The organism is Kitasatospora sp. NEAU-CNBT7 (assembly GCF_057220535.1).
In genome coordinates this window covers 345245-369448 of record NZ_JBXQQB010000003.1, presented here as the reverse complement: position 1 = coordinate 369448, position 24204 = coordinate 345245, and the positions used below count along the sequence as shown (strand labels likewise).

Below are 24204 nucleotides of genomic sequence, written 5' to 3'. Positions count from 1 at the left end.
AGGGCTGACGTGCCGGCCGGCCGGCGCGGGCGCGTCCGGGGAATGCCCTCCCACAAGGGCACTCCCCGGACGCCGTTCCGACTCCCGCCGGGGTCCGGGGATCCGGCCCGGGCCGCGGATCGCCGCCGTCCGACGGCAGATCCGCCCACGGCCGGCCGTGGGCCCGTCCGCGTTCCGGAGGAGTCCTCAGCTGGAGGAACGGGCCGCGGGGCGCAGCCGGTTCAGCCGACGGGCCGTCAACTCCGCGCGCCTCCCGGGACACCGGTGAACCCGGTCCGGCCGGGCGCCCGTTCCTCCGGCGGGGACGCGGCCCGGCGAGGTGCCAGGACCGGACCTTCGGCAGCCTGGAGAGGCGGAGCCATGGGACGCAGACGACTCCCGAAGAGGCGCTGGCAGGCCGCGCTGGTGGCGACCGCCGTGGGCGGGGCGGGTGCGGCCGTGCTGCTGCCGTCCGGGGCCGAGGCGGCGCTGCCGCCGGCCCAGGACTGCACGGCGTCCTGGTACGGGGCCACCGACGAGGGGGTCGAGGGGGCCGCCACCGCGAGCGGGGAGCCCTTCCGTGCGGCGGCGATGACCGCGGCCAGCCGCACCTTGCCGTTCGGCACGGTGGTCGAGGTCACCGACCGGCGTTCGCACCGTTCGGTGACGGTGAAGGTCACCGACCGCGGCCCGTTCACCGACCCGGGGCACCGCTGCCTCGACCTGTCCGCCGGTGCCTTCCACGCGCTCGGCGCGGACCTGTGCTCGGGCCTGGTCGACGTCCGGGTCGAACCGGTGCCCCCGGGCACCCCCTTGACGGCCCGGCAGCCGGGCTTCCGGCCGATCTCGATGGCCGACTGCGCGCCGGGCAGCGGCAGCACCCCGGACGCGACGGACCCGACGGACGCCACCGGCACGCCGGACGCCACGGCCGCCCCCGCACCGGCCCCCACTGCGACGGCCGGCCCCACCCCCACGCCCACCGGGACGCCGACGGCGGTGACCACGCCGGCGCCCCCGTCCGCGACCGCGCCCGCGTCCGCGACCGCGACCCACGACGCGCAGTGGTGGCAGCAGGAGTGGCAGCACCAGCTCCAGGCGATGATCGACACCCAGCAGCGGATGATCGACGAGCAGCGCCGGGCGATCGAGGCGCAGCAGCGGCTCATCGCGGCCCGTCAGGGCTCCTGACCACCGGAGTGCCCGGCTCGTGCCGGGCGGGGCGGCACCGCGGGGTGCCGGTGCCGGGTGCCGGTGCCACCCTCGGGCTGCCGGCTCAGGTGCAGGCCTTGCTCCAGGAGACATCCGCCAGGCCCTGCGTGTCCGATTCGGCCGAGGTGATGTCCGCGACGCTCGTGCCGGTGGGGCCGGAGAGTTCGGCCTTGAACGTGCCGTAGGGCATCCAGGGCGAGGTGACCGTGTAGATGGTCCGGGTGCCCTTGGCGAGCGGGACCCGGGCCACCTCGGTCACGGTGAGCGGCGTGCCGCCGCACGAGAGGCCGTGGAGTTCTTCGAGGTCGGCGACCAGGATCATCACCCAGTCCGCCAGCGTCTGCGGTCCGCGCAGCACGGCCACCGTCGGGGTGTCACCGCTCGGGAGCCGGTCGCCGCATTCGATCTCGGTCTCTCCGAGGAAGTAGAACCCCAGGCAGAGCTGGTCTCCGTCCCCTGCCGGGCGCCAGAGGAAGCCTTCGACGTCGGGACGCTGGTACACCGGGGTCAGCGGGCCCGCCGGTGCGTTCGCGCCGGTGGCCGCCTCCCGTACGGTCTGCTCGATCCGGGCGGGCGAGAGCCGCCCGGTCGACGGGCCGGGAGCGGGGCCCGTGGCCGAGCCCGTGGCCGAGCCCTCAGCCGCCGCCGGCCGGCCGGTGGCCGGCTGCCCGGTGGCCGGCTGCCCGGAGCACGCCACCGCCCCCAGCAGCAGCACTGCGGCCGCGGCCGGCCCCACGCTCCGTCGTACGGACGGTCCCACCATGTCTCCCCCAAGGATTCCGGCACCCGGTTCCCCGGGGGTGCCCGGGGTGAGCGTAGTGGGTGGCTGCCGGCCCCGCTCGGGTCCAAGTGCGCCGCCGGCGGGTGGGGTTGGGCGGCTCCGGCCTGCGGCGGTCACCAGGCGTAGGACTCCGGGGCCTCGGGGTGCGGGGGGAAGATCTCGTCGAGGCGGGCGAGCGCCGCGTCGTCGAGTTCGACGGTGAGGGCGGCGAGGCCGGTCCGGAGCTGTTCCAGTGTTCGCGGGCCGATGATCGGGGCGGTGACGGCGGTGCGGTGGAGCAGCCAGGCGAGGGCGACCCGGCCCGGCGGCAGTCCCAGGCCGTCGCAGAACTCCTCGTACGCGGTGAGCCGGGTCCGCAGTCCGTCGGCCTTGGCGCGCAGGGTCTCGTCGGTGCGCCGGCCGCCGTCGGCGGTGCTGCGCAGGATTCCGCCGAGCAGGCCCCCGCCGAGCGGTGAGTACGGCAGCAGGCCGAGGCCGTGGTGCCGGGCGGCGGGGATGAGTTCGCTCTCCACCGTGCGCTCCAGCAGGTTGTAGACGGACTGCTCGCTGACCAGGCCGAGCAGGCCGCGGCCGGCGGCGGCGGCCTGGGCGGTGGCGATGTGCCAGCCGGCGAAGTTGCTGGAGCCGACGTAGAGGATCTTGCCCTGGGCGATCAGCACCTCCATGGCCTGCCAGATCTCGTCCCAGGGGGTGGTCCGGTCGATGTGGTGCATCTGGTAGAGGTCGATGTGGTCGGTGCGCAGCCGGCGCAGGCTGGCGTCGACGGCGTGCCGGATGTGCAGGGCGGACAGCCGCCCGCTGTTGGGCCAGCCCTCGCCGAGTTCGGGCATGGTGCCGTAGCCCTTGGTGGCGAGGACGGTGCGTTCGCGGCGGCCGCCGCCCCGGGCGAACCAGTTGCCGATGATCTCTTCGGTGAGGCCTTTGGTGACGGTCCAGCCGTAGACGTCGGCGGTGTCGACCAGGTTGATGCCGGCTTCGTGGGCGGCGTCCAGGATCCGGTGGGCGTCGGCCTCGCCGGTGCGGGCGCCGAAGTTCATGGTGCCGAGGCAGAGCCGGGAGACGGACAGGCCGGTACGGCCGAGGCGGGTGTACTCCATGGTGGTGGTGGCGCCTTCTTGGTCGGTCGTCAGGGGAGGGGCCTTCCGCGCGCGGGGCGGGGAAGGGGGATCACCCGGGGGCCGCGGCACGTCGGCAGGCGTGGGCAGGGAGAATCAGGAGTGCTTCGCGTCGGCGCTTCGGGGCCGTACCGCGGGGCCGAGAGAATTCTTACCAGCGTCACGATCGATCCGCCATAGTTTGACCAATGGTAACTTCTAGCGGCACCATCGACCCGATGACAGCCGGTGAGGAGCAAGCAGTCGTGACCGATGAGGCGGCCGAGCGGGAGCACTCCCGGACCTCGGCGAAGCGCACGCGCATCCGTGACCATCTGCTCGACCTGGTGGAGACCCTCGGGCACGGCGACGCGATCCCGTCCGAGCGCCGGCTCTGTGCCGATCTGGACGTCTCGCGGCCGACGCTGCGGGCGGTGGTGGACGACCTGGTCCGCGACGGTCTGCTGGTCCGCCGCCAGGGACAGGGAGTGTTCGTGGGCCAGCCGAAGATCGCCCAGCCGCTGACGCCGGCCGGTGCCCCGGCCCTGCCCAGGACCGCCGGGGCCGCCGGCTCCTGGACCAGCCGGACGGTGGACTTCACCCGGATCAGCGCCGGCGCCCGGGTGGGCCGCCGGCTGCGGCTGGCGCCCTCCTCGCCGGTGCTGCGGATCACCCGGCTCCGGCTGGTCGACGGCCAGCCGATGTCGGTGGAGACGCTGTACGTCCCGGAGTCCGCCGTCCCCGGTCTCACCGCCCGGGACCTGGAGGAGAACTCCTTCTACGAGCTGCTGGAGCGCCGCTACGGCATCGGCGTGGCCGAGGCGGTGCAGACCATCGAGCCGACCGTCACCGACGAGCAGGAGGCCGAACTCCTCGACGTCCCGGCGCACTTCCCGGCGCTGCTGTTCGAGCGGGTCACCGAGGACGAGTCCGGCGCGGTGGTGGAGTTCACCCGCTCCGTCTACCGCGGCGACCGCTACCGGGTGGTGTCCCGGCTGTCGCTGGCCCGCGGCGGCGGGCCGGGCCGCGTGCTGTCCGGCGGCTGGGCGACCGCCGGCCCCGGGCCGGACGCGCTGCCCGCCGACCCCTTCCTCGGCTGAACCCGCGGCTCTCACCGGGTCAGGCCCGGCTCCACAGCTGGTTGTCCTGGCCGGTGCAGGGCCACAGCTCCAGCTTGGTGCCGTTCGGCGCCGGCACCGCGCCGCCGATCACGTCCAGGCACAGCCCGGACTGCGCCCCGACCACCGATCCGTCGGCCCTGGACGTCCACTGCTGGTTGGCGCCGCCGTTGCAGGTGTAGAGGATCACCGGGGTCTCGGGCGCGGTCCTGCGTCCGGAGGCGTCCACGCACTTGCCCTGCACCTGCAGCGTCCCGTCCGGCTGCGCCGCGATCCGCTGCCCGGCCGAGCCGTCGCAGTCCCGCACCTCCAGCCGGGTCGAGTTGGCGGCCGACGGCGCGTTCAGGCAGCGGCCGGACGCCTTCGACACCAGCGAGCTGGCCGCCGGACCGGTGCCGCCGCCCAGCGCGCCCGCGGAGAACCAGGCGTTGCCGCCGCCCAGCGCCCACACCGAGACCTCGGACACGCCCAGGTCACGGACCACCTTCAGCTTGGCGTCCAGGGCCACCTGGTCCACGTAGTCGTAGAACTTCCCGCCCGAGCTCCAGCGGATCTCACCCGAAGCGGGATCCCGCCGCTGCGCCACCACCGCCGGGTCCTCCGACCAGCCCGGCGCCTTGCGCATGTCCGCCACCGTCTGGTTGCCCACGATGGTCCGGCACTGGTCGGACGCGGTGTACGCCTCGGACGGCAGGCCCGCCACGAAGCGCGAGCGCCGGTCCGCGGGGATCTGCGCCAGGGCGCCCGAGACCAGGTCCTTCATCCAGTCGAACGGTGCGAACGGCAGGCAGGTCGCCCCCTTCGGCGACTGGTACTCCAGGTCGTAGACCATCATCACCACCTGGTCCGCCCCCACCTCCAGCGCCTGGCCGTAGTCGAACCGGGTGGTGGTGTCCGGCGGGCCCTCCACCTGGAGCTGCAGGCCGCGCGCGTGCAGCCCGTCGGCGAGGTCGTGCAGGAAGGAGAAGAAGTTCGCCGCGTCCTGCTCGTTCCACTCCCAGTAGTTCTCGAAGTCGATGTCGACGCCGGTGAAGCCGATCTGCCGGGTGAAGTCCGCCAGCGTCGTCACCGCCGCCGCCTTCTTCGCCGGGTCACCGGTCAGCTTGCGCTCGGCCGCCAGGTCCGCCAGCGACACCGTCATGAACTGCCGCGCCGAGTGCGCCTTCACGTCCGCGGCGTTGGCCGCGCTGTAGCCGTTGCACGCGTACGCCGGGTCGGTGGCGGGGAGCAGCACCGCCTGACCGGAGGCGTTGATGGCGTAGTACTCGGGCTTGAGGACGCCGTTCTTCACCCGGTTGTCGGCGTACTCGGCCGGGGCGCTGCAGGCCACCGAGCCAAAGACGCCGGGGTAGAGCCACTCCTGGACCGCGACCGGGGTGCCGGCGGCCGGGGCGGCGGCCGGGCGGGCGGCGGCGGGCTGGTTGGCGTCGGCCGGGCGGGGCGCGGCGACGGCGAAGGTGCCGGCGACCGCGAGGGCACTGGCCGCGACCGAGGTCGCACGCCGGAAGAGGGGAGATTTCATGTGCGGAATCCTGACCTTGGATTGACCACCGGTCAATACCAGTGGTCAGAATCTCTCCGGTGGTCCTGCTCGCGGTACCGCCGGCGCCCTTACAGGGGGACGGGCGCCGGCGGCGGCACCGCACTTGAGTCAACGGCCCCCGGCCCCGATCCGGTTCACCGGCCGGCTGCGGCCCGGCCGATCTCCGCCAACCTGGCCCGCACGCCGTCGAGTTGGCCACCGTGCCGCTCGCAGGCCTCCAGCGCCTGCCGGTAGTGCTCGGCGGCCTCCCGGTCCCGCCCCAGCCGGGCGAGCAACTCCCCGGCCTGGACCAGGTGGTCGGCCTCCTGCCGGTGGTCACGGCGTTCCCGGTCCAGCCGCAGCGCCTCCAGGACCACCGCCAGCGCCTCGTCCACCAGCCCGAGCCCGGCCCGTACCTGCGCGAGCGTGCCGAGCGTGATCGACAGCGCCGGGTCCGGCCCCGCCGCCAGCAGCGCGGCCGACTCCTCCGCCGCCGCCAGCGCCGCCGGCAGCTCGCCCAGCGCCATCCGGCACTCCGCCAGGTTGTTCAGCTGGACCCCGGCCGAACGGTGGTCCCCCGCGGCCCGTTCGGTCTCCACCAGCCGCTCCAGCAGCAGCAACGCCCGCTTCGCGTCGCCGAGTTCGTAGAGGGCGGCGGCCAGCACGCTCAGGCAGCGCACCAGCGGCCGGCGCCGGCCCAGGCGTTCGGCCAGCACCACCGCCCGCTCCAGCAGCCCGGCCTGCTCGGCGGGCTGCTCACGCTCGCCCAGGATCATCCCGAGGTCGCTGGTCATCCAGACCCGGCCCTCCAGACTGTCCGAGTCCTCCGCGGCGGCCAGCGCCGTCCGCGCCAGCTGCTCCCACTCGGCGAGCAGCCCGCCGTCGTGGAAGTAGGCCGGCGCCGCCTCGTACGCCAGCAGCCACACCGCGCCGCCGAGGCCGTGGCGGGCGCCCTCCCGGGCGGCGGCGCGGATCGCCCGCTCCTCGCGGCCGAACAGTTCCAGCGCCTTCCCCGGCCCGTCCAGGACCGGGAGGCCGCCGGGCGGCGGCGGTCCGGGATCCCGGACCGGCTGCCGCGGCCGGCCGAGCGCCGTCGTCACCGCGGTGACCACGGCGCGGTGGTAGCCGAGCAGCCGCTCGGCGGCGGCCCGGCGCTCCGCGGCCGGCAGCGCCTCCGCCAGCTCACGGGTGTAGAGCCTGACCAGGTCGTGCCGGGCGAACAGGCCGGGCGCCGACTCCTCGACCAGGTGGGCGTCGCCCAGCTCGCCCAGCAGCCGGGCCGCCCGCCCGGCGTCCAGCCCGCCGAGCGCCGCGACCGTGTGCGGGCAGACCGCCGGCCCGGCGTGCAGACCGAGCAGGGCGAACAGCCGGGCGGCGGGCGCCGACAGCGCCCGGCAGCTGAGCGCCAGCGCCGAGGCGACCCCGAGGTCGCCGCCGGTGGTGAGCGCGGGCAGCGCCGTCTGCTCGTCGGCGAGTTCCTCGGCGAGCGCGGTCAGCGGCCAGCCCGGACGGGAGGCCAGGCGGGCGGCGGCGATCCGCAGGGCGAGCGGCAGGCCGCCGCAGAGGTCGACGATGCGGTCGGCGGCGGCCGGTTCGGCCGCCAGCCGGGCCGGGTCGACCACCCGCGACAGCAGGTCCAGCGCCTCGCGGCGGCCGAGAACGTCCAGGGTCAGCCGGACCGCGCCGGGGCAGTCGACCCCGTCCAGCCGGCTGCGGCTGGTGACCAGGGTCAGCACCTCGGGGCAGTCCACGACCAGTGGTTCGGCCTGGGCGTGGTCGCGGACGTTGTCCAGCACCACCAGCATCCGCCGCCCCGCCAGCAGCTCGCGCAGCAGCGCCGAGCGTCCGGCGGTGGACACCGGCAGCGTGTCCTCGGGCACCTCCAGCGAGCGCAGCAGCCGCCCGAGCGCCTCCCGCGGATCCAGCGGCCCCGACTCGTCGAAACCGCGCAGGTTGACGAAGAGCCGGCCGTCCGGGAAGCGGTCGGCGTTGCGGTGCGCCCACTCCAGCGCCAGGCCGGTCTTGCCGACCCCGGCCGCACCGCGGACCAGGACCGCCGTCCGGCCGGGCCGGGCGGCCGCCTCGTCGAGCCGGGCCAGGTCCGCCGCCCGCCCGGCGAACCCGCGGCCGGCCCGGGGCAGTCCGCACGGCACCGGACCCGGCCGGGCGGCGGCCGGGCGGGGCCGGGCGGCCGCCAGGACCTGCTCGTGGGCGGCGAGCAGCACCCGGCCCGGGCCGATGCCGAGCTCCTCCTCCAGCGCGGCGACGGTACGGCGGTACACGGCGAGCGCCTCGCCGGCCCGGCCGGCCCGGTCCAGGCAGAGCATCAGCAGGGCCACCGTCGGCTCGCGGCGGGGTGCCGCGGCGACCGCGGCGGTCAGTTCGTCCAGCGCCTCGGCGGACCGGTCGAGCCGCAGCAGCGTCTCGGCGTACCGTTCCAGGGCGCGCAGCCTGCTCCCGCGCAGCCGGCGGGCCGCGTCCGCGGGGAGCGGACCGGGCGCGTCCTCGGGCTCCCAGGGGCCGCGCCACAGCGCCAGCGCGGTGCGCAGGACCGCGGCGGCGGCCGGGTCGGCGAGGTCGGCGGCGGCGTTCACCAGGTCGGCGAACTCGTGCACGTCCACCGAATCCGTCGCCCCCACCAGGGAGTACCCGGAATCCCGGGTGACCAGGCGCAGACGGGCGCCGTCGAGCTGCTTGCGCAGGGCGGCGACGTGGCCCTGGAGGGCGGCCCGGGCGGTGGGCGGAGCGGTGTCGCCCCACAGGGCGTCGACCAGGTGGTCGGTGGGGACGGCCCGGTTCAGCTCGAGGGCGAGCACGGTGAGCAGGGTGCGCCGCTTGGGCGTGGCCACCGCGAGCTCGGTCCCGTCCGCGCACCGCAGTTCGAGGTCGGTGAGCAGGTTGATTCGCATGGCGGGATCCTGTGGCTCAAGTGGTTCTGCTGCGCGGGGGCCGGCACCGCTCCGGTCCCGCCGGCCCGGTGCGCGGGCCGCCGGTGGGGCGCCCCCGGGCGGCGGGGACGCCGATCGCCGTACGCGGAGCGGCCGCTGCGTCGTCGGTGCGGCCCGGCTCGGTCAGTACCGTAGCGACAACGGCGAATTGATGCAGCATCATGCCCACGATGTCCTGCCCGGCCGCCGCCACGGCGACCGTCCGGGCAGCATGCCGGGTGGCCCGGCGGCTGCCCGGTGCGGGCGGGCACGGCCGCGGACGGCCGGGCGGCCGCCGGAAAGCTCCTCGACGAGAACGGGCACCGGGCCCGCCGGAACGGCCACCCGCACCGGGCCGCGGGCCACGCCGGGGCAGCGGGCCGGACCCGCCCGCGCCCGGCCGGCCGGCCGTGGGCCGCACCCGCTCCTGCGGAACGCCGTCGGCGGCGGTGGGCCGCAGCACAGCCGCCCGCTCGGCCGGTACGGCGCCGACGTGGCCGCCCGCCCCGGAACCGGGGAACCCACCGGGCAGCCCGGCCGGCCGCTCGGCCGCCGGGTCCGGGTCCGGTTCCGCACAACGCGCCGCGGGCGCCGGGACCCTGACGATCGGGCCGCCACCCGCCACCGGACCGGCGGCCCGGCCCCAACGGTCGGACACCGCGCCGGACGCCTCGCCCACCGACGGGCCGGACATCCGGCGGGGCGGCCCGACGGCTACCGCACCGGACACCGGACCCACCGGCGGCGCAGCCGCCACCCGCCGGCCGTCGGCGGGCACCCCGAGGGCCGCTCCACTGCCCGGTTCCGCCGGCCACCCACCGCAGACCTCACCGACCGCCCGAGCCGCCATCGCCCGACGCCCACCGGCCGCGGGCCCGGCCGCAGGCCCGGCCGTCGCCGCCGCGCCACGAACGAGCGCCACGGAGGGCGTCCCACCGTCCGGCTCCGCCGGCGGTTCGCCGGACACCTCGTCAACGACGTCTCCGACGATGCCGATCAGGCCGTCGTCGGCGGGCACCCCGGACATCGCCGCGACCGGGTCGGCGAGTGGGTCACCGGCTGCGGTGTCCGACCGGTCGGCCGCCGCCCGCAGTGCGCGCAGCAGCCACTCGCTCGGCCCGACCGGCCACCCGTCCTCGGCCGGTACCGCGTCGGCGTCGGCGTCGGCGTCGGCGTCGGCCCACTCCGTCCCCGCCACCCGGCACAGCGGCGCCACCGGCGCATCAGGCTCGTCGAACCCGTCAGGCCGGCCGAGCCCGTCGGACTCGTTCCCGGGGGCCGCCTCGGCCCGCCCTCCCGGCGGGCCCGCAGACTCGTCCCCGCCCAACGGCTCCAGCGGCAGCGGCAGTCCGGCCTCCCGGACCACCAGCTCCGTGAGGTGTGCGCGGCCGGTCACCAGCACCAGGACGCCCGGGGCGCCCGGCAGCAGCGGCTCTACCTGCCGGTACCCGGCCGCGTCGTCCAGGATCAGCAGCATCCGGCGGTCGGCGAGCAGTCGGCGCAGCAGCACCGCGCGTTCCCCGGTGCCCCGCGGCAGTTCCTCCGCGCCGGTTCCGAGTGCGCCGAGGAGTTCGGCGAGCAGCGACAGGGGTTCGGCGGGCCGGGCGTGGCCGGAGCCGCGCAGGTCCAGGTAGTGCCGGCCGTCCGGGAAGCGGTCTGCGTTGCGGTGCGCCCACTCCAGCGCCAGGGCGGTCTTGCCGGTCCCGGCGGCGCCGGTGAGCAGCAGCGGGCGGGCACCGGCCGTGGCGGCGGCGCGGTCCAGGCGGTCGAGCTCGCGCTCGCGGCCGGCGAACCCGCGTGCGGCCGCCGGGAGCGCCGCCCCGGCGCCGGGCGTCGTGCGGTGCAGTGCGTCGCCGGCCTCGCGCAGCCGCGGACCGGGCGTCAGGCCGGCTGCCGCCAGGGCGCCGGCGGCCCGCTGGTACGCGGTGGCGGCCTCGTCGGTGCGGCCGGCCTGTCCGAGGCAGGCCACCAGCAGGGCGGCTGCCGACTCGCGCAGCGGCTCGGCGTCGGCCACCCGGCCCAGTTCGGGCAGCGCCTCGCTTCCCCGTCCGGCCGTCAGCAGCCTTTCGGCGAGGCGTTCGGCGGCCATCAGCCGGGCGGCCTGCCAGGCGCGGCCGGTGGTGTCGGTCAGGGTCCGTGAGCCGCAGTCGGCCAGTGCAGGCCCGGGCCAGGGGCCCTGCCACAGGGCGAGCGCCTCGCGCAGCAGGCGGACGGCCGCCTCGTCGTCCGCGGTGCGGTCGGCCTGCGCGCACAGCCGCTCGAAGCGGTGGGCGTCGACGGTGTCGGGGTGCCCGGCCAGCAGGTAGCCGGCGCCGCGGGTGACCACCTCGAGCCCGGTGCCCGGCAGTGCGCGGCGCACGGCCGCCACGTGCCCCTGCAGGGCGGCGCGCGCGGTGGGCGGCGGTGTGCCGTCCCAGACCAGGTCGAGCAGCCGCTCGACGGGCACCACCCGGTTCAACTCGGCGGCCAGGGCCGCGAGTACGGCCGTGCGCCGGGATCCGGGCAGCCGCAGCGGCGTGCCGTCGGCGCCGGCCCGGAGCCCGACCTGACCGAGCAGATGGATGTGCATGTCCGCCCCCCTTGCCGCTTGCCGATGTGGACGGAGCTGACAATACGGACCGCCGCGGACCTGATCCAAGCGTCCCGCGGCCGCCGTCAGCTGCGTCAACTTCCTTGTGGGAAGCGACGGTCCGGGCCGTCGGCGCGGGCTCGGGGGCTCCCAACTCTTTGCCGTGAGTTCATCCGCCGTCGATCTTCTACGCGGGTGGCTCGCCCGCCGGATGGCGTTCACCGGCGGTGTTCCGGGATGTGGCGGTCCGCTCTCGTACCGTGGTTAGACTGCCACCCGGCGCTTCGACAGCGAGGCTGACAGGGGTGGGGAGCGCATGCGTATTCGGCTGCTCGGTCCTACCGAGATCCGGGACGCGGACGGCGGCCCGGTGGCCGTCCGCGGGGCGAAGCGGCGGGCCGTCCTGGCCCTGCTGGCCCTCGAACTGGGCCGCTGCGTACCGGTGGAGCGGTTCTACGAGCTGCTCTGGGCCGACGATCCGCCGCCCCGGGCCAGGGCCGCGCTGCAGGGGCACGTGGCCGCGCTGCGCAAGCTGCTCGCGGGGTCCCAGCTGACGCTGGTGACCCGGGCCCCGGGGTACCTGCTGCTCGGTGACGCGGTCCGGGTCGACGTGCACGCCTTCCGGGCGCTGGCGGCCCGGGCCGAGGCGACGGCGGACGACACCGCCGCGGCCGGGCTGCTGGGCGCGGCGCTCGACCTGTGGCAGGGGCCGCCGCTGTCGGACCTCCCGGAGACCGGGCTGCGCCGGGCCTTCGCCGCCGAACTGGAGCGCGACCGCGGCAGGGCGCTGGCGGGCTGGGCCGAGCGGCTGCTGCGGACCGGGCGCGGCGCGGTCGCCGTGCCCGCACTGGAGCTCGCGGTGCACGCCGACCGGCTGGACGAGCCGGCCGCCGCCCTGCTGGTGCGCTGTCTGCACCAGGCGGGCCGGCCGGCCGAGGCGCTGGAGGCCTACCACCGGGTCAGGGCCGGGCTGGCCGCGGAGCTCGGGCTGCTGCCCGGGGCGGCGCTGCGGTCGGCGTTCGCCGGTGTGCTCGCCGACGAGCCCGCCGAACTGCCCACCCGGCCCCGGGCGGCCGGGCAGGTGCGGCCGGCGGCGGCCGTGCGCCGGCTGGAGTGCGCGCTGCCGCGGCTGTCGCCGGGCTTCGTCGGCCGGGCCGAGGAGGCCCGGCGGCTGGACCAGGTGTGCGGCGCGGACAGCGGCGGCGGCATCGCCGTGGTGACCGGCCCGGCCGGGGTGGGCAAGACGGCGACCGCGGTCCAGTGGGCGCACCGGGCGTCGGCGGGCTTCGCGGACGGCCACCTCTACGGCGACCTGCGCGGCTTCGACCCGGCCGGCCCGTGCGACCCGGGTGAGGTCCTGGTGCGCTTCCTGCGGGCCCTGGGGCTCGCCGAGTCCGAGGTGCCCGAGGACCCGGCGGGCCGCGCCGCCCGCTACCGCGAACTGACCCGCCACCGCCGTCTGCTGGTGGTCCTGGACAACGTGCAGGACGCCCGCGACATCGCCGAGCTGCTGCCCGCCGGGCCGGGCTGCGCCACCGTGGTGACCAGCCGCCGGACGCTGGAGGACCTGGTGGTCACGGAGGGCGCGGTGCTGCTGCAGCTCGGGGCTCTGCCGCCCGGTGACGCGCTCGGCCTGCTGGCGCAGCTGCTCGGCGAGGAGCGGACCGCGGCGGAGGCCGAGGCCGCCGGGCAGCTGTCCGCCTTCTGCGGGCGGCTGCCGCTGGCGCTGCGGATCGCGGCCGCCCGGCTCGCCTCGCAGCCCGGGCTGAGCATCGCCGGGCTGGTCGCCGAGCTGGCGGACGAACGGACCCGGCTGCCCGCCCTCGACGCCCAGGGCGGGGTGAGTGTGCGCTCGGCGCTCAATCTGACGTACCGGCACCTGGATCCGTCCAGCGGCCGGCTGCTGGCGCTGCTGGCCGTCCACCCGGCGACCGAGGTGGACGTGCCGGCCTGCGCGGCGCTGCTGGGCGGCGGCGCGGCCGAGGCCCGCCGGGCGCTCGCCGAGCTGGCCTCGTACCACCTGCTGACGGAGCGGGCGCCGGGCCGCTTCCACCGGCACGACCTGGTCCGGGCGTACGGGCTGGAGCTGCTGGACGCGGCGGGGCCGCGGACGGGGCTGCGGGCCAGGGCCCGGCTGCTCGACCACTACCTGGCGGCGACGCTGCGGGCGGCGACCAGGCTGCAGCCGCACCTGGCGGAGTTCGCGGCGCCGGAGGAACCCGGGCCGGCGGCGCCGCCGCTGCTGCCGGTGGTGCCGGACGTACGCGCCGCGCTGGCCTGGTTCGCGGGCGAGGAGCCGGTGGTCCGCGCGTTGGTGGAGGCGGCCGGCGAGGCGGGCGAGCACCGGCGGGCCTGGCAGCTGGCGCTGGTCGCCAACTGCCTGTACCACGCGGCGGGCCGGCTCACCGACCGGCTCGGCTGCCTGCGGTCCGGGCTGGCGGCGGCCGCCCGGGACGGGGACCAGCTGTCCCTGGCGCTGCTGGAGTCGGCCACCGCGCGGGCGCTGGCGGGCCGGGGTCCGGCCGGGCGGGCGCTGGGGCTGGCCCGGCAGGCCGCGGCGCGGACCGCGCCGCTCGGCGGGCGGGTCCATGTGAACAGTCTGACGGTGCTGGCGCTGGCGCTCGCGGACGACGGGGAGCTGCCGGCGGCCGTGGCCACCTCGGAGGAGGCGCTGGGCCTGCTGGGGACGCTGGACGCCGGGGAGGCCGGCGCGGCCGTGCTGAGCACCGCGGCCCGGCTCCGGGTGCGGACCGGGGACGGCGCGGGTGCCCTGCGGTACGCCCGGGCGGCCCGCGACCTGCTGGCCGGGCACCCGTACGCGACCTTCCACCTCCAGGCGATGGCCGCCGAGGCGGCCGCCCTGCACCTGCTGGGCAGCGTGCCGGAGGCGGAGTACGCCTGGCGGCAGACGCTGGCCGGCTGCCGGTTCTCGGGGGCGCTGCACCTGCACGCGCTGGCGGAGCAGCAGTTCGCGGACTTCCTGCTGGCCTCGGCGCGTCCGGCGGAGGCGGCCGGGCACCTGGACGCCGCGGCCCGGCTGTCCGCCGAACTCGGCGACACCGGCGCGGCGCAGGCGCTGGCCCGGCGGGCGGCGGCGGTCCGCGCGGAGCTGCCCGGTCAGAGTGCGGCGGTCATCCCGGCCGTCATCCCCCTGGCCTCCAGGATGGGGCGCAGCGCCCTGACGGCGTAGAAGTTCCGGGACTTCACGGTGCCCACGGGCACCCCGAGGACCTGGGCGGCCTCGGCCATCGACCGGCCCTTCATGTGCAGTTCGACCAGGACGTCCCGGTGGTGCGGCTGCAGTTCGGCCATGGCGACCTCGATGTCCCGGGCGGCCAGCACCTCGTCGTAGGGGTCGTGGGTGCCGGCGTGGTCCTCCGGGGAGTCGTCGGCGACCTCCTGGGCGCGGGCGGCCTGCATCCGGAAGTGGTCGATGGCGATCCGCCGGGCGACCGTGAACAGCCAGGGGCGGCTGTGCTCGGGGCCGCGGTGGATGGCGGCGGGGTTCTTCCAGGCCCGCAGGAAGGTCTCCTGGAGGATGTCCTCGGCCTTGCCGCGGTCCCCGCTGGTGACTCTCAGCAGTGCCCGCAGCAGGTACGGCCCGTGCAGTCGGTACAACTCCGCCAGGGTTTCCTGGTCGAGGGTCGCACCGGTCCGACCGGTCCGACCGGCCTGACCGGTCGGACCGCTCGGTGCGGCTCCCTCGGCAGCAGTAGCGTCCTCGGCCACGGCCATGCCCTTCGCTCCGGTTCGTCGAACTGACGCGGGGACACCCTCGGCCGTGCCGGCCGCCGGAGGTCCCCCGTTCTTACGGAGTCCACAGTTCCAGGCGCCGCCAACACGGTCCCAATGATCCGCCAACGCGGCCGCCGGGCCGGGCGGCCGTGGGAGGGCGGTCAGCGGCGGGCTCAGCGGTGGGCGGCCGCCGGCGGGCGGTCAGCGGCGGCCGGCCAGCGCGGCGGTCAGGCGCTGGACGCCGTCCTCGCCGAAGCGGTGCACCAGGACGGCGATCCAGCGGGCCAGTTCGGCCCGCTCGCGGGCGGTCCAGCCGGCCGCCGACGGGTGCTCGTCGACGACCAGGGCCTCGGCGATCAGGCGGAAGTCGGCGGGCGGTACCGGCCAGGGCCGTCCGGCCAGGCCCTGGACGGCCAGTCGCCGCGCGGTGGCGATGACCTCCCGGGCCGCGGCGGGCGGCACGGCCAGTCCGGTGGGCGCGGCCGCGGCACCGCCCGTCCCGCCGCCGGGGTCGCCCGGGTTCCCGTCCTCGCCGTCCGCGAGCCAGGAGGCGATCAGCCGACGCGCCGTCTCCTCGTCCTCACCGTGCCTGTCGTGGTCCACCATGACCGCCAGCATGCCACCGCTCCGGAAGCCCGTACTCACCCGCATGGGAACGCCCCTCGTCCGCCGGTCGGCGCGGCCCGCAGGTCCGTCCTCGCCGTACTTGGTTGAACGGATAACGGGCTCGCGAGTGTTCACCGCCGGGTCGGATCTCGGGCGGGTCCTGTTCGCCCGCCGTCCCACCGGCCGCGGCCGGTGGCGGAGCCGCAGGTCAGGGGCGCGGAGGCCGGTTGTGGCGGCGGCCGAGCCGGAGGGCCGCCGCGGCGAAGCCGACGACGGCCGACACCCCGCCGCCGGCGCCCGCCACCAGGAGGGCGAGCCGCGCGGCGCCCGGGTCGACCGGCGGCCGGACCGCCGGCGGTTCGCCCGGGTCGGCCGGCGCGGGCGCCGGGACGGCGCCGCGCTCCTCGGGGAGGTCGGCGGTGACGGCGGCGACCGGGTCCACGGTGCCGTAGCCGAGCTGGGGGTCGGGCAGCACCGTGCCCGGCCGGTAGGCGGTGGCCTCCAGCCGGTGCGTCAGCTGGGCCGGCGTCAGCTGCGGGTGGGCGGCGAGCACCAGGGCGGCGGTGCCCGCCACGTAGCCGACCGCGTAGCTGGGCCCGGAGGCCTGGAAGTGGCCGCCGCCGGGCCCGGCGCCGACCACGGCGTCGCCGGGGGCGGCCAGGTCGGTCCGGCCCTGCCGGGCGCCGTCGGGGGCGGCGCCGCCCGGGCCGATGTCGGTGACGGCCAGCGCCCCCGGGTAGGAGGCGGGGAAGACGGGGGCGCTGCGGCTCTCGCCGTCCGGCGCGCAGGGCGCGACCACCAGCGCCCCGCGGGCCTGGGCGTGGCGCATCGCGTCGGACAGCGCGTCGCTCGCCGCCGCCACCGGTACCGCCACGGCGACCACCCGGGCGCCGCCGTCGACCGCGTCGCGGATCCCCTTGGCGAGCAGGTCCGCGGTGGTGGCCCCGGAGTCGTCGGTGACGGCGACGGCCAGCACGGCGGCCTCGGGCGCCAGCCCGGCCGGCCCGGTGCCCGCGCCGCCGGCGGCACCGGGTCCCGGTCCGCGGCCGGCGATCAGGCCGGCCAGCAGGGTGCCGTGCCCGACGCAGTCCCGGCCGGAGGAGCCGCCGCCGCTCTCGCGCGGGCCGAGGGTGAGCCGGCCTGCCAGTGCGGGCGAGGAGCCGTCGACGCCGGAGCCGACCACCGCGACGGTGATCCCGGCGCCCCGGGTGCGGACCCAGGCCCCCTCGGGCCGCAGCGCGGTCTGCGGCCAGGGGGTGCGGTCGGTGGTGCGGTCGGACGGCGTCAGGCAGCCCTCGCGCTGGGCGTCCCGCAGGCTCTGGGTGACCACCGGCAGCGGCGCGCCGTCCGCGGGGGCCGCTCCGCCGGCGCCCCCGGCGGCACCGGCCGGGGCGGCCGGTACCAGCACCGCGCCCGCCAGCGCTCCGCCCGCGGCCACCAGCGCGGCGGCGGCCCGCGCGCGGGTGGGCGCCGCTCCCCCGGTCCGCGGCCGGCGGCTCATACCGCGGTGCCCAGCCGCTCCGCCGCGATGTCCTGCGGGAGCAGGAGGCTGAGCTCGGCCAGGTCGCCGATCTCCAGCCGGCTGAGCCGTCCGGCCTGACGGGTGATCATCGCCTCCAGGGTCTGCCGGGCGAGGCGCCCGTTGCCGAAGGTGCGGTCGCGCGGGATCGCGGCGAACTGCCGGCCGAGCGCGGCCAGCGTCTCGGGCGAGCAGACGTACCCGGCGTTCTCCGCGTGCAGCCGCACGATGGTGACCATCTCGTCGTCGGTGTAGTGGCCGAACTCGATCTGCCGGGAGAAGCGGGACGCCAGCCCCGGGTTGGAGGACAGGAAGCCGCGCATCTCGTCCTCGTAGCCGGCCACGATGACGGCGACCTCGTCGCGGTGGTCCTCCATCAGCTTCATCAGGGTGTCCACCGCCTCCTGCCCGAAGTCCCCGCCGCCGCCGTGCCGCGGGGTCAGGGTGTACGCCTCGTCGATGAACAGCACCCCGCCGCGGGCCCGGTCGAAGGCCTCGCGGGTCAGCTGCGCGGTGTGGCCGACGTACCGTCCGACCAGGTCGGCGCGGGCGGTCTCGACCAGCTGGCCCTTGGGCAGCACCCCGAGTTCGGTGAGCAGCCGCCCGTAGAGCCGGGCCACGGTGGTCTTGCCGGTCCCGGGCGGGCCGGCGAAGACCAGGTGGTTGCTGATCTTCGCGGTCGGCAGCCCGGCCTCCTGCCGGCGGCGGACCTGGGTGATCAGGTTGACCAGGTCCTCGACCTGCTCCTTGGCGGCGGGCAGGCCCACCATCGCGCGCAGCTCGTCCAGGATCTCGGTGCCGCCGGTGCCGGCCGGGGCGGCGCCGGTCTCCACCCCGGTGTCGGCGGCGAGCAGCAGCGCGAGGTCGGCGTCGCCGATCTCGGCCTGCCCGGCGAGCCGGGTGGCCTGGCGGTCGACCATCTCCTCGAAGACCTTGCGGGCGGCCCGGCCGTTGCCGAAGTCCGCGCCGCGGGGCATCCGGGTGAAGAGCTCGGCGAGCGCCTCCCGGGTGCCGTCGGCCAGCTCGTAGCCGTGGCCGCCGGCGGCCCGCTCGACAATCGTGACCAGCTCGTCCACGGCGTAGTTCTCGAACTCGACGGTCCGGCTGAACCGGGACGCCAGGCCCGGGTTGGAGGCCAGGAAGTCGGTCATCTCCTGGGAGTAGCCGGCCACGATCACCACGATGTCGTCGCGGTGGTCCTCCATCAGCTTCACCAGGGTGTCGATCGCCTCCCGGCCGAAGTCCGGGCCGCTGCCGCCGGCGCCCGCCGACAGGGTGTACGCCTCGTCGACGAACAGCACCCCGCCGAGCGCCTCCCGGAACACCTCGGTGGTCTTGATCGCGGTGCCGCCGACGATCGAGGCGACCAGGTCGGCGCGGGCCACCTCGGTCAGGTGCCCGCTGCGCAGCACGCCGAGCTCGGCGAGGATGCTGCCGTAGAGCCGGGCGACCGTGGTCTTACCGGTGCCCGGGGGGCCCGCGAAGATCAGGTGACGGCTCATCGGGAGGGCCGGCATGCCGGCCAGTTCCCGGCGCTTGGCGAGCTTGTTGAGGTTGACCAGGGTGGCGACCTGCTCCTTGACGCCGGCCAGGCCGACCAGCGACTCCAGTACCTCCAGCGGGCCCTGGACGGCCGGGCGTCCCGGCGCCTCCCGGACCTCCTCGGTGCGGGCCGCGTCGGGGGCCGGCGGCCGGGCGTCGGCGGTCGCCGAACCGTGGGCGTCGGGCATCGCGTTGTCCCGGCTGTGCAGGTCCTCCACCGCGAGCCGGCTGCTCGGCGCGGTCTGCCGCAGGCCGCAGCCGCGGTTCTCGGCGACCGTGCAGCCGGTGAGGCGGACCGCGTCGGCGGAGTCGACCCGGATGCCGTCGGCGGCGTTGTCCAGCGCCTCGACCTGGCCGAGGGCGGCCCGCGCCCCGGCGCCGATCCGGACGCCGTGCCGGCGGTTGCCGCGGCTGCGGACCCGGGTGCAGGTCAGTTCGCCGCCGCCGTCGACCGCCACCCCGTCCTCGCCGGAACCGGCCGTCTCGCAGTCCCGAAGCGACGCGGTGCCGGCGTCGCCGACCAGGACGCCGGCGCCGGCGCTGTCCCGGACCACGGTGGTGCCGATGAAGGTGTCGGCGCCGTCCGCGACCAGGATCCCGGCCGGGCCGGCCGCCACGATCTCCGACTGCTCCAGCCGGCCGCGCCCGTCCCGGACCGCCTCCACCCCGGGGCCGCGGGTCCCGTGCACGGTGACCCGGCGCAGCAGCGGGTTGGCGCCCTCGCTGATCCGCACCCCGGGGCCGGCGATGTCGCGCACCTCCAGCCGGTCCAGTTCGGCGGTGCTCTCGCCGGTCAGCTCCACCCCGGCCCCGGCGCAGTCCCGGACGGCCGTGCGGGTCAGCACCGGGCCGGAGGAGTCGCCGATCCAGATGCCCGCCTGCTGCGCGCCGCCCGCCTCGCACTCCTCGAAGGTGCCGCGGGAGCGGCCGCCGACGTGGATGCCGTGGCCGGCGGTCCGCGAGGTCCGGCAGCGGCGCAGCAGCGGGTCGGTGCCGCCGGCCAGGGCGATGCCGTGGCCCTTGGTGCCGGTGACGGTGCAGTCCTCCAGCAGCACCCGGGAGGAGGAGCTGAGGTAGATGCCGACCGTGGTGTCGCGGACGGTGGTGCGCAGCACCCGGGTGGAGCTCTGCTCCTCCAGCGCGATGGCGGGCTTGTCGGTGCCGGAGATCTCGCAGTCCTCGATGGTGCCGCGGGCCTCGCCGTTGGCGCAGACGCCGTTGCCGCGGGCGTCGCGCAGCACGCAGTTGCGGATCACCGGGTTGGCGCTCTCGCCGATCACCAGGGCGGAGGTGCCGAGGTGTTCGATCACGCAGTCCTCGATGACGCTGGTCCCGGTGGAGGTCTCGACGATCCCGGCGCCGGCCGAGTTGACCACCCGGCAGCCGCGCATCGCCAGTGAGCCCTGCTGGCGGGTCAGTACCGCCGTCCAGGAGTTGCCGGCCACCTCGCAGTCCTGGAGCGCGGCCTGGCCGCGCGGGACGTCGATGGCGGGCAGTTCCTCGTCCTGGCCGGCCAGCACCAGCCCGGTCAGCTGGACGGCCTCGGCGACGACCTGGACCACGCAGCCGCGGCGCGGGCTGATCCGGACGCTGCCGCGGCTGTCCTCCGCGGTGATGGTGACCATCTTGGTGATCACCAGGTTCTCCTCGTACCGGCCGGGGCGGACCGAGATGACCGCACCGCTGCGCGCCGCTTCCAGGGCCTCGCCGATCGTCCGGTAGGAGCCGCCCTGCTGCTCCTGGCACACCGTCAGCACGTGGCGCGACATGGCCTGCTGTTCCCTTCGTTGCACGGGTGGTCCGCCCGGCGGGGCGGGGTCGGGCCGGAGGTCATCCGGTGCAGTCGGCGCGGGCCGCGGCGGCCGCGAGGTGGGCGTGGGTGGCGCTGCCGAAGTCGATGCCGCGGGTGTGCAGCATCACCGAGATCGAGCCGGAGCTGAGCTTGTAGGTGCCGGCGCTCACCCACTGCCCGAGGCTCTTGACCTGGTTGACGGTGAACGAGCCGATCGTGCCGCTGCCGGGCGAGCTGCCGTTCTGCACGGTGTAGTAGGCCGGGTTGCCGCCGACCTGCTTGATGTCCTTGCTGTTCGGGATGTAGACCGAGATCCGGCAGCTGCCGCTGGTGACCGGCGCGGTGCGGAACGTCCAGACCACGGAGTTGCCGTCGTCGCGGGTGTCGGAGCCGGACATCGGCATCGAGGTGTAGCGGCCGTCGCAGCTGGCGCCGTCGTAGCTGCCGGAGTTGGTGGCCCAGCCGTGGCTGCCCTCCCACCAGCCGTACTGGCTGAACGAGACGCTGGCGCTCTTGCACCAGGCGCCGCCGATGCCGGTGTACGAGGGCGGTGCGGCCGGGGTGGTCCTGGTCGGCGGCTGGACGGGCGGGACGGCGACCGGGGTGGTCGGCGTGACCGGGGTGACGGGGGTGGTGCTGCCGGGGCCCGGGTGGGCACCGGGGGCGGTCACGGGGACCACCGCGCCCGGGCCGGGAGCGGTGACGGGCGTTCCGGTACCGGGGGCGGCGGCCGCCGCCGGCTGGCCGGGGACGGCGCCCGGGGTGACGGCGGCGGGGTCCGCGGCCGGGTCGGTGGCCGCGCCGGGGGACGCGGTCGGCGCGCCGGGGGCGGCGGTCGGCGTCGCCGCGACGTCACCGGGGGCGGCCGTGGCGGGTGCGGCGCCCGGGTCGGTGGCGGGGGCGTCGGTGCGGCTGAGTCCGGCGGAGTCGGTCTCGCCGAGGCTCTGCGGGGCGCCGCTGCCGTGCGGGAGCACCAGCGGCAGGCCCATCAGCACCATGCCGACGGTGGCGGCGGCGGCCACGGCCGGGCGCCTGAGCCGGTTCAGCCGGTGGACCCGGGCGGCGGCGCCCGGTCCGGGGTTCTCGGCGTCCGGGCCGGGGGCCTCGCCGCCGGCCCGCAGCCGGGCGGCGGCGGCCGCCAGATCCGCGGGGTCCGCGACACCGGCGGGCCGCAGCGGCGGCCGGACCCGCTGCGGCGGCACGGTCGCGGGCGGGACGGGGGCGGGGGCCGGCACCGGCGCGGGAGCCTGGACCGGCGCGGGGGCCGGCGCCGCAGCGGCGGCCGGGGGCGCGGCCGGCGTCCCGTCCGGGGTCCGGGCCTGCGCGGGCTCTGCGGGCTCCGCGGACCCCGCGGGCGGCGGGTCCGTGCGGTGGACGCGCCCGAGCGGGTGGCCGGTCTGCGGGGCCGTCCGCTCGACCCGTCCGAGCGGCGGCGGCCCCGGGAGTTCGGCCGCAGGAAGCCCGGCGGCGGGCGCGGCCGGCTCCGCGAGCGGCGGCACGGCGGGCTCCGGGGCCCCGGCCGGGGCGGGGGCCGCCTCGGCGGGCTCCGGGCCGACCCCGTCGAGGTCCTGGTCGTCGTCCATCATCCAGGCGACCGCCGGCAGCTGATACCCCGTCGAGGCGCCGTCGTTCCCGTTCTGGCCCGTGCCCACCACAGCCCCCTGGCTCTGCATGCGAATCGTGTCCGTCCGAGGCGGCACCGGGCCGGGCGGCCCGACGGTACCTCTGCTACGGACTACGGCCCGGCCCCGCCGCACGGTTCACCGGACCGGGCGGCGGCCCCGGAGGCCGGGTGAACCGGGCCCGAACGCGCGGGCGTTGTCCGGGTGTCGAGGTGTTCCAGGCCGCCGGTCCCCGGCGCCGACCGAGGAGTTCCATGCCCATCGCCCGATCCCGGCGCCGGTCCCTGCTGCGCGCAGCCGTCGCCGCGTCCGCCCTGGCCGGCCTCTCCGCAGCGTGGGCCGCCACCACCGCCGTCGCCGCCGACCCGGGGAGCGACGATCCCGTCGACTGGCTGCAGTTCGGCAACGGCCGGCTGGTGTACGGCCACGACCGGCAGGGGAACCGGATCCCGGACTACTCGTACGCCGGGTACCGCAACGGCGGTGAGCCGCTGCCCACCGCCAGGGCGGCCGCCACCCTCACCCCCAACCCGTCCGGGGACGACAGCGACCGGATCCAGCAGGCGATCGACCAGGTGTCCGCGCTGCCGGCCGGCGCGGACGGGCTGCGCGGGGCCGTCCAGCTCGCCGCCGGGACGTACCGGGTGGGCAAGCCGCTGCGGATCCGGACCTCCGGGGTGGTGGTCCGGGGCGCGGGCAGCGGCCCGGGCGGCACCCACCTGACCGCCTCGGGCCCCGCCCGGGTGCTGTTCGAGATCGCCGGGGAGGGTGCCCCCCGCAAGAGCGGCCAGAGCCACGCGGTGGCCGACGCCTACGTCCCGGTCGGCGCCACCACCCTGACCCTGGACTCCGCCGCGGGCCTCAAGGCCGGCCAGGAGATCGTCGTCCAGCGCCCGCAGGAGGCCGCCTGGATCAAGGCGATCGGGATGGACCACATCCCCGGCCGGACGGACGGCGGCGAGAGCAAGCCCTGGACGCCCAACGACGGCCTGCAGTTCCAGCGGACCGTCACCGCGGTCGACGGCAACCGGATCACCCTGGACATCCCGCTGACCAACGCGCTGGAGAAGGAGTACACCCACGCCACCGTCTGGGCCTACGACTTCCCCGGCCGGATCGCCCAGGTCGGCGTCGAGGGCATGAGCGCCGACGGCGCGGCGTTCGTCGGCACCGCCGGGTACGAGACCAGCGGCTACTTCAAGTCCGGTTTCGCGCACTTCGCGGCCGTCCGGGACGGCTGGCTGCGCGACGTCGTCGCGGACCGGTTCGGTGCCGGCATGGGCTCGGTGGGCAGCACCGCGTCGCGGATCACCATCACCGGCACCGCCGCCACCGGGATGGAGAAGGCGATCCCGCAGCGGGCGCCGTTCGCCCAGCCCGGCGCGTACACCATCGACGGCCAGCAGACCCTGGTGGTCGACTGCACGGTGAGCGGCAGCAACCTGCACGCCTGGATGACCGGCGCCCGGGTCGCCGGGCCGAACGTGTTCTCCCGCTGTACCTCGGACAACACCGGCGGCTTCCGCCTGGACGCCGGGCCGCACCAGCGCTGGGCCAGCGGCACCCTGTACGACTCCATCACCATGCTGCACTCCCGCGGCCCCAACGACGACCTCGCGCTGACCAACCGCAGCAACGCGGGCAGCGGCCAGGGCTGGGCCGGCGCCAACCAGGTGATGTGGAACGCCAACGTCGGCTACTACGGCATCGAGCAGCCCCCCACCGCGCACAACTGGGCGTTCGGCACCCGCGGCACCCCCGTCGAGGGCAAGCAGTCCGGTACGAAGATCTCCACCGGCACGCCGGTGCAGCCCGGCAGTCTCTACGCCCAGCAGCTGGCCGAACGCGGCAAGGGCGCCCCCGCCCCGGCCACCACCGCCCCCGCGCCGGGCACCCCCGTCCCCACCCCCACCGCGCCCGCCACCCCGAAGCCCGCCACCGCCTCGCCGTCCACCGGCCCGAGCACACCGGCGCCCGCGCCGAGCCCGTCCGCGTCCGCGAGCACGGCGGCGAGCCGCAAGCCGGACCCGGGCCCGAGCCTCGCCTCCACCGGCGCCGAACTGGCCTCCGAACTGTCGCTCGCGGCCGGCGCCCTGCTGGTCGGCGGCGCCGCGATCGGCCTCACCCGGCAGCGCCGCCGCGCCCGCCACGCCCGCTGACCGGCCCCGGCCCCCGAACGGCCGACG

At 77.1% G+C, this 24204-nt stretch carries 14 protein-coding genes; 4 read left to right on the top strand and 10 right to left on the bottom strand.

The window, feature by feature from the left end:
- Window positions 1-360: 360 nt before the first annotated feature.
- Window positions 361-1170, top strand: a complete 810-nt coding sequence (locus AC2TEW_RS06445; RefSeq protein ID WP_484622341.1) for a septal ring lytic transglycosylase RlpA family protein — start codon at window positions 361-363, stop codon at window positions 1168-1170.
- Window positions 1171-1255: 85 nt separating this feature from the next.
- Here AC2TEW_RS06445 and AC2TEW_RS06440 read toward each other — a convergent pair whose 3' ends face one another.
- Together AC2TEW_RS06440 and AC2TEW_RS06435 are read right to left on the bottom strand one after the other, a co-directional pair.
- On the bottom strand, window positions 1256-1954 hold the full coding sequence (locus AC2TEW_RS06440; protein ID WP_484622340.1) for a hypothetical protein: 699 nt from the start codon (window positions 1952-1954) through the stop codon (window positions 1256-1258).
- A 131-nt stretch (window positions 1955-2085) separates the two neighbouring features.
- Complete coding sequence (locus AC2TEW_RS06435) at window positions 2086-3069, bottom strand: aldo/keto reductase (protein ID WP_484622339.1); 984 nt, start codon at window positions 3067-3069, stop codon at window positions 2086-2088.
- A 263-nt stretch (window positions 3070-3332) separates the two neighbouring features.
- Between AC2TEW_RS06435 and AC2TEW_RS06430 the strand changes: the two genes are divergently transcribed.
- Window positions 3333-4166, top strand: coding sequence for a GntR family transcriptional regulator (locus AC2TEW_RS06430; protein ID WP_484622338.1), 834 nt, complete (start codon window positions 3333-3335; stop codon window positions 4164-4166).
- Between the two features lie 19 nt (window positions 4167-4185).
- Here the strand turns inward: AC2TEW_RS06430 and AC2TEW_RS06425 are convergent, their stop codons facing one another.
- The 3 genes from AC2TEW_RS06425 to AC2TEW_RS06415 form a co-directional block, all read right to left on the bottom strand.
- On the bottom strand, window positions 4186-5706 hold the full coding sequence (locus tag AC2TEW_RS06425; protein WP_484622337.1) for a ricin-type beta-trefoil lectin domain protein: 1521 nt from the start codon (window positions 5704-5706) through the stop codon (window positions 4186-4188).
- A gap of 155 nt (window positions 5707-5861) precedes the next feature.
- The gene (locus tag AC2TEW_RS06420; protein WP_484622336.1) at window positions 5862-8615 is read right to left on the bottom strand and encodes an AfsR/SARP family transcriptional regulator; all 2754 of its coding nucleotides are present in this window, start codon (window positions 8613-8615) and stop codon (window positions 5862-5864) included.
- Between the two features lie 16 nt (window positions 8616-8631).
- Window positions 8632-11202, bottom strand: coding sequence for an AfsR/SARP family transcriptional regulator (locus AC2TEW_RS06415; protein WP_484622335.1), 2571 nt, complete (start codon window positions 11200-11202; stop codon window positions 8632-8634).
- A 316-nt stretch (window positions 11203-11518) separates the two neighbouring features.
- On the opposite strand from AC2TEW_RS06415, the gene AC2TEW_RS06410 reads away from it, so the two are divergent.
- Window positions 11519-14392 (top strand): AfsR/SARP family transcriptional regulator, encoded by a 2874-nt coding sequence (locus AC2TEW_RS06410; RefSeq protein WP_484622334.1) that lies wholly within the window; start codon window positions 11519-11521, stop codon window positions 14390-14392.
- On the opposite strand, the gene AC2TEW_RS06405 is transcribed toward AC2TEW_RS06410, so the two are convergent.
- From AC2TEW_RS06405 to AC2TEW_RS06385, 5 genes are all read right to left on the bottom strand, one after another.
- The gene (locus AC2TEW_RS06405; RefSeq protein WP_484622333.1) at window positions 14320-14820 is read right to left on the bottom strand and encodes a sigma-70 family RNA polymerase sigma factor; all 501 of its coding nucleotides are present in this window, start codon (window positions 14818-14820) and stop codon (window positions 14320-14322) included. The two genes, AC2TEW_RS06410 and AC2TEW_RS06405, sit on opposite strands and share 73 nt — an antisense overlap.
- A gap of 318 nt (window positions 14821-15138) precedes the next feature.
- Window positions 15139-15543: a hypothetical protein gene (locus tag AC2TEW_RS06400; RefSeq protein WP_484622332.1), complete on the bottom strand. Its 405-nt coding sequence runs from the start codon at window positions 15541-15543 to the stop codon at window positions 15139-15141.
- Window positions 15544-15751: 208 nt separating this feature from the next.
- Window positions 15752-17044 carry a S8 family serine peptidase gene (locus AC2TEW_RS06395; RefSeq protein WP_484622331.1) on the bottom strand — a complete coding sequence of 431 codons (1293 nt, stop codon included), beginning with the start codon at window positions 17042-17044 and terminating at the stop codon, window positions 15752-15754.
- Window positions 17041-20373, bottom strand: a complete 3333-nt coding sequence (locus AC2TEW_RS06390) for a right-handed parallel beta-helix repeat-containing protein (protein ID WP_484622330.1) — start codon at window positions 20371-20373, stop codon at window positions 17041-17043. Before AC2TEW_RS06390 ends, AC2TEW_RS06395 begins: the two co-directional genes overlap by 4 nt.
- Before the next feature lie 61 nt (window positions 20374-20434).
- Entirely contained in the window at window positions 20435-22069 is a 1635-nt protein-coding gene (locus AC2TEW_RS06385; protein WP_484622329.1) for a carbohydrate-binding protein, read from the bottom strand.
- A gap of 203 nt (window positions 22070-22272) precedes the next feature.
- Here AC2TEW_RS06385 and AC2TEW_RS06380 point away from each other — a divergent pair, with 203 nt between their 5' ends.
- Entirely contained in the window at window positions 22273-24177 is a 1905-nt protein-coding gene (locus AC2TEW_RS06380) for a pectate lyase family protein (protein WP_484622328.1), read from the top strand.
- The last annotated feature ends 27 nt before the right edge of the window (window positions 24178-24204 follow it).

Bases quoted from the DNA above. Each gene is read 5' to 3' on its own strand.
- AC2TEW_RS06445 (WP_484622341.1), top strand. From the start codon at position 361: ATGGGACGCAGACGACTCCCGAAGAGGCGCTGGCAGGCCGCGCTGGTG.
- AC2TEW_RS06435 (WP_484622339.1), bottom strand. From the start codon at position 3,069: ATGGAGTACACCCGCCTCGGCCGTACCGGCCTGTCCGTCTCCCGGCTC.
- AC2TEW_RS06410 (WP_484622334.1), top strand. From the start codon at position 11,519: ATGCGTATTCGGCTGCTCGGTCCTACCGAGATCCGGGACGCGGACGGC.
- AC2TEW_RS06395 (WP_484622331.1), bottom strand. From the start codon at position 17,044: ATGAGCCGCCGGCCGCGGACCGGGGGAGCGGCGCCCACCCGCGCGCGG.
- AC2TEW_RS06415 (WP_484622335.1), bottom strand. From the start codon at position 11,202: ATGCACATCCATCTGCTCGGTCAGGTCGGGCTCCGGGCCGGCGCCGAC.
- AC2TEW_RS06390 (WP_484622330.1), bottom strand. From the start codon at position 20,373: ATGTCGCGCCACGTGCTGACGGTGTGCCAGGAGCAGCAGGGCGGCTCC.
- AC2TEW_RS06400 (WP_484622332.1), bottom strand. From the start codon at position 15,543: ATGGTGGACCACGACAGGCACGGTGAGGACGAGGAGACGGCGCGTCGG.
- AC2TEW_RS06420 (WP_484622336.1), bottom strand. From the start codon at position 8,615: ATGCGAATCAACCTGCTCACCGACCTCGAACTGCGGTGCGCGGACGGG.
- AC2TEW_RS06385 (WP_484622329.1), bottom strand. From the start codon at position 22,069: ATGCAGAGCCAGGGGGCTGTGGTGGGCACGGGCCAGAACGGGAACGAC.
- AC2TEW_RS06380 (WP_484622328.1), top strand. From the start codon at position 22,273: ATGCCCATCGCCCGATCCCGGCGCCGGTCCCTGCTGCGCGCAGCCGTC.
- AC2TEW_RS06425 (WP_484622337.1), bottom strand. From the start codon at position 5,706: ATGAAATCTCCCCTCTTCCGGCGTGCGACCTCGGTCGCGGCCAGTGCC.
- AC2TEW_RS06440 (WP_484622340.1), bottom strand. From the start codon at position 1,954: ATGGTGGGACCGTCCGTACGACGGAGCGTGGGGCCGGCCGCGGCCGCA.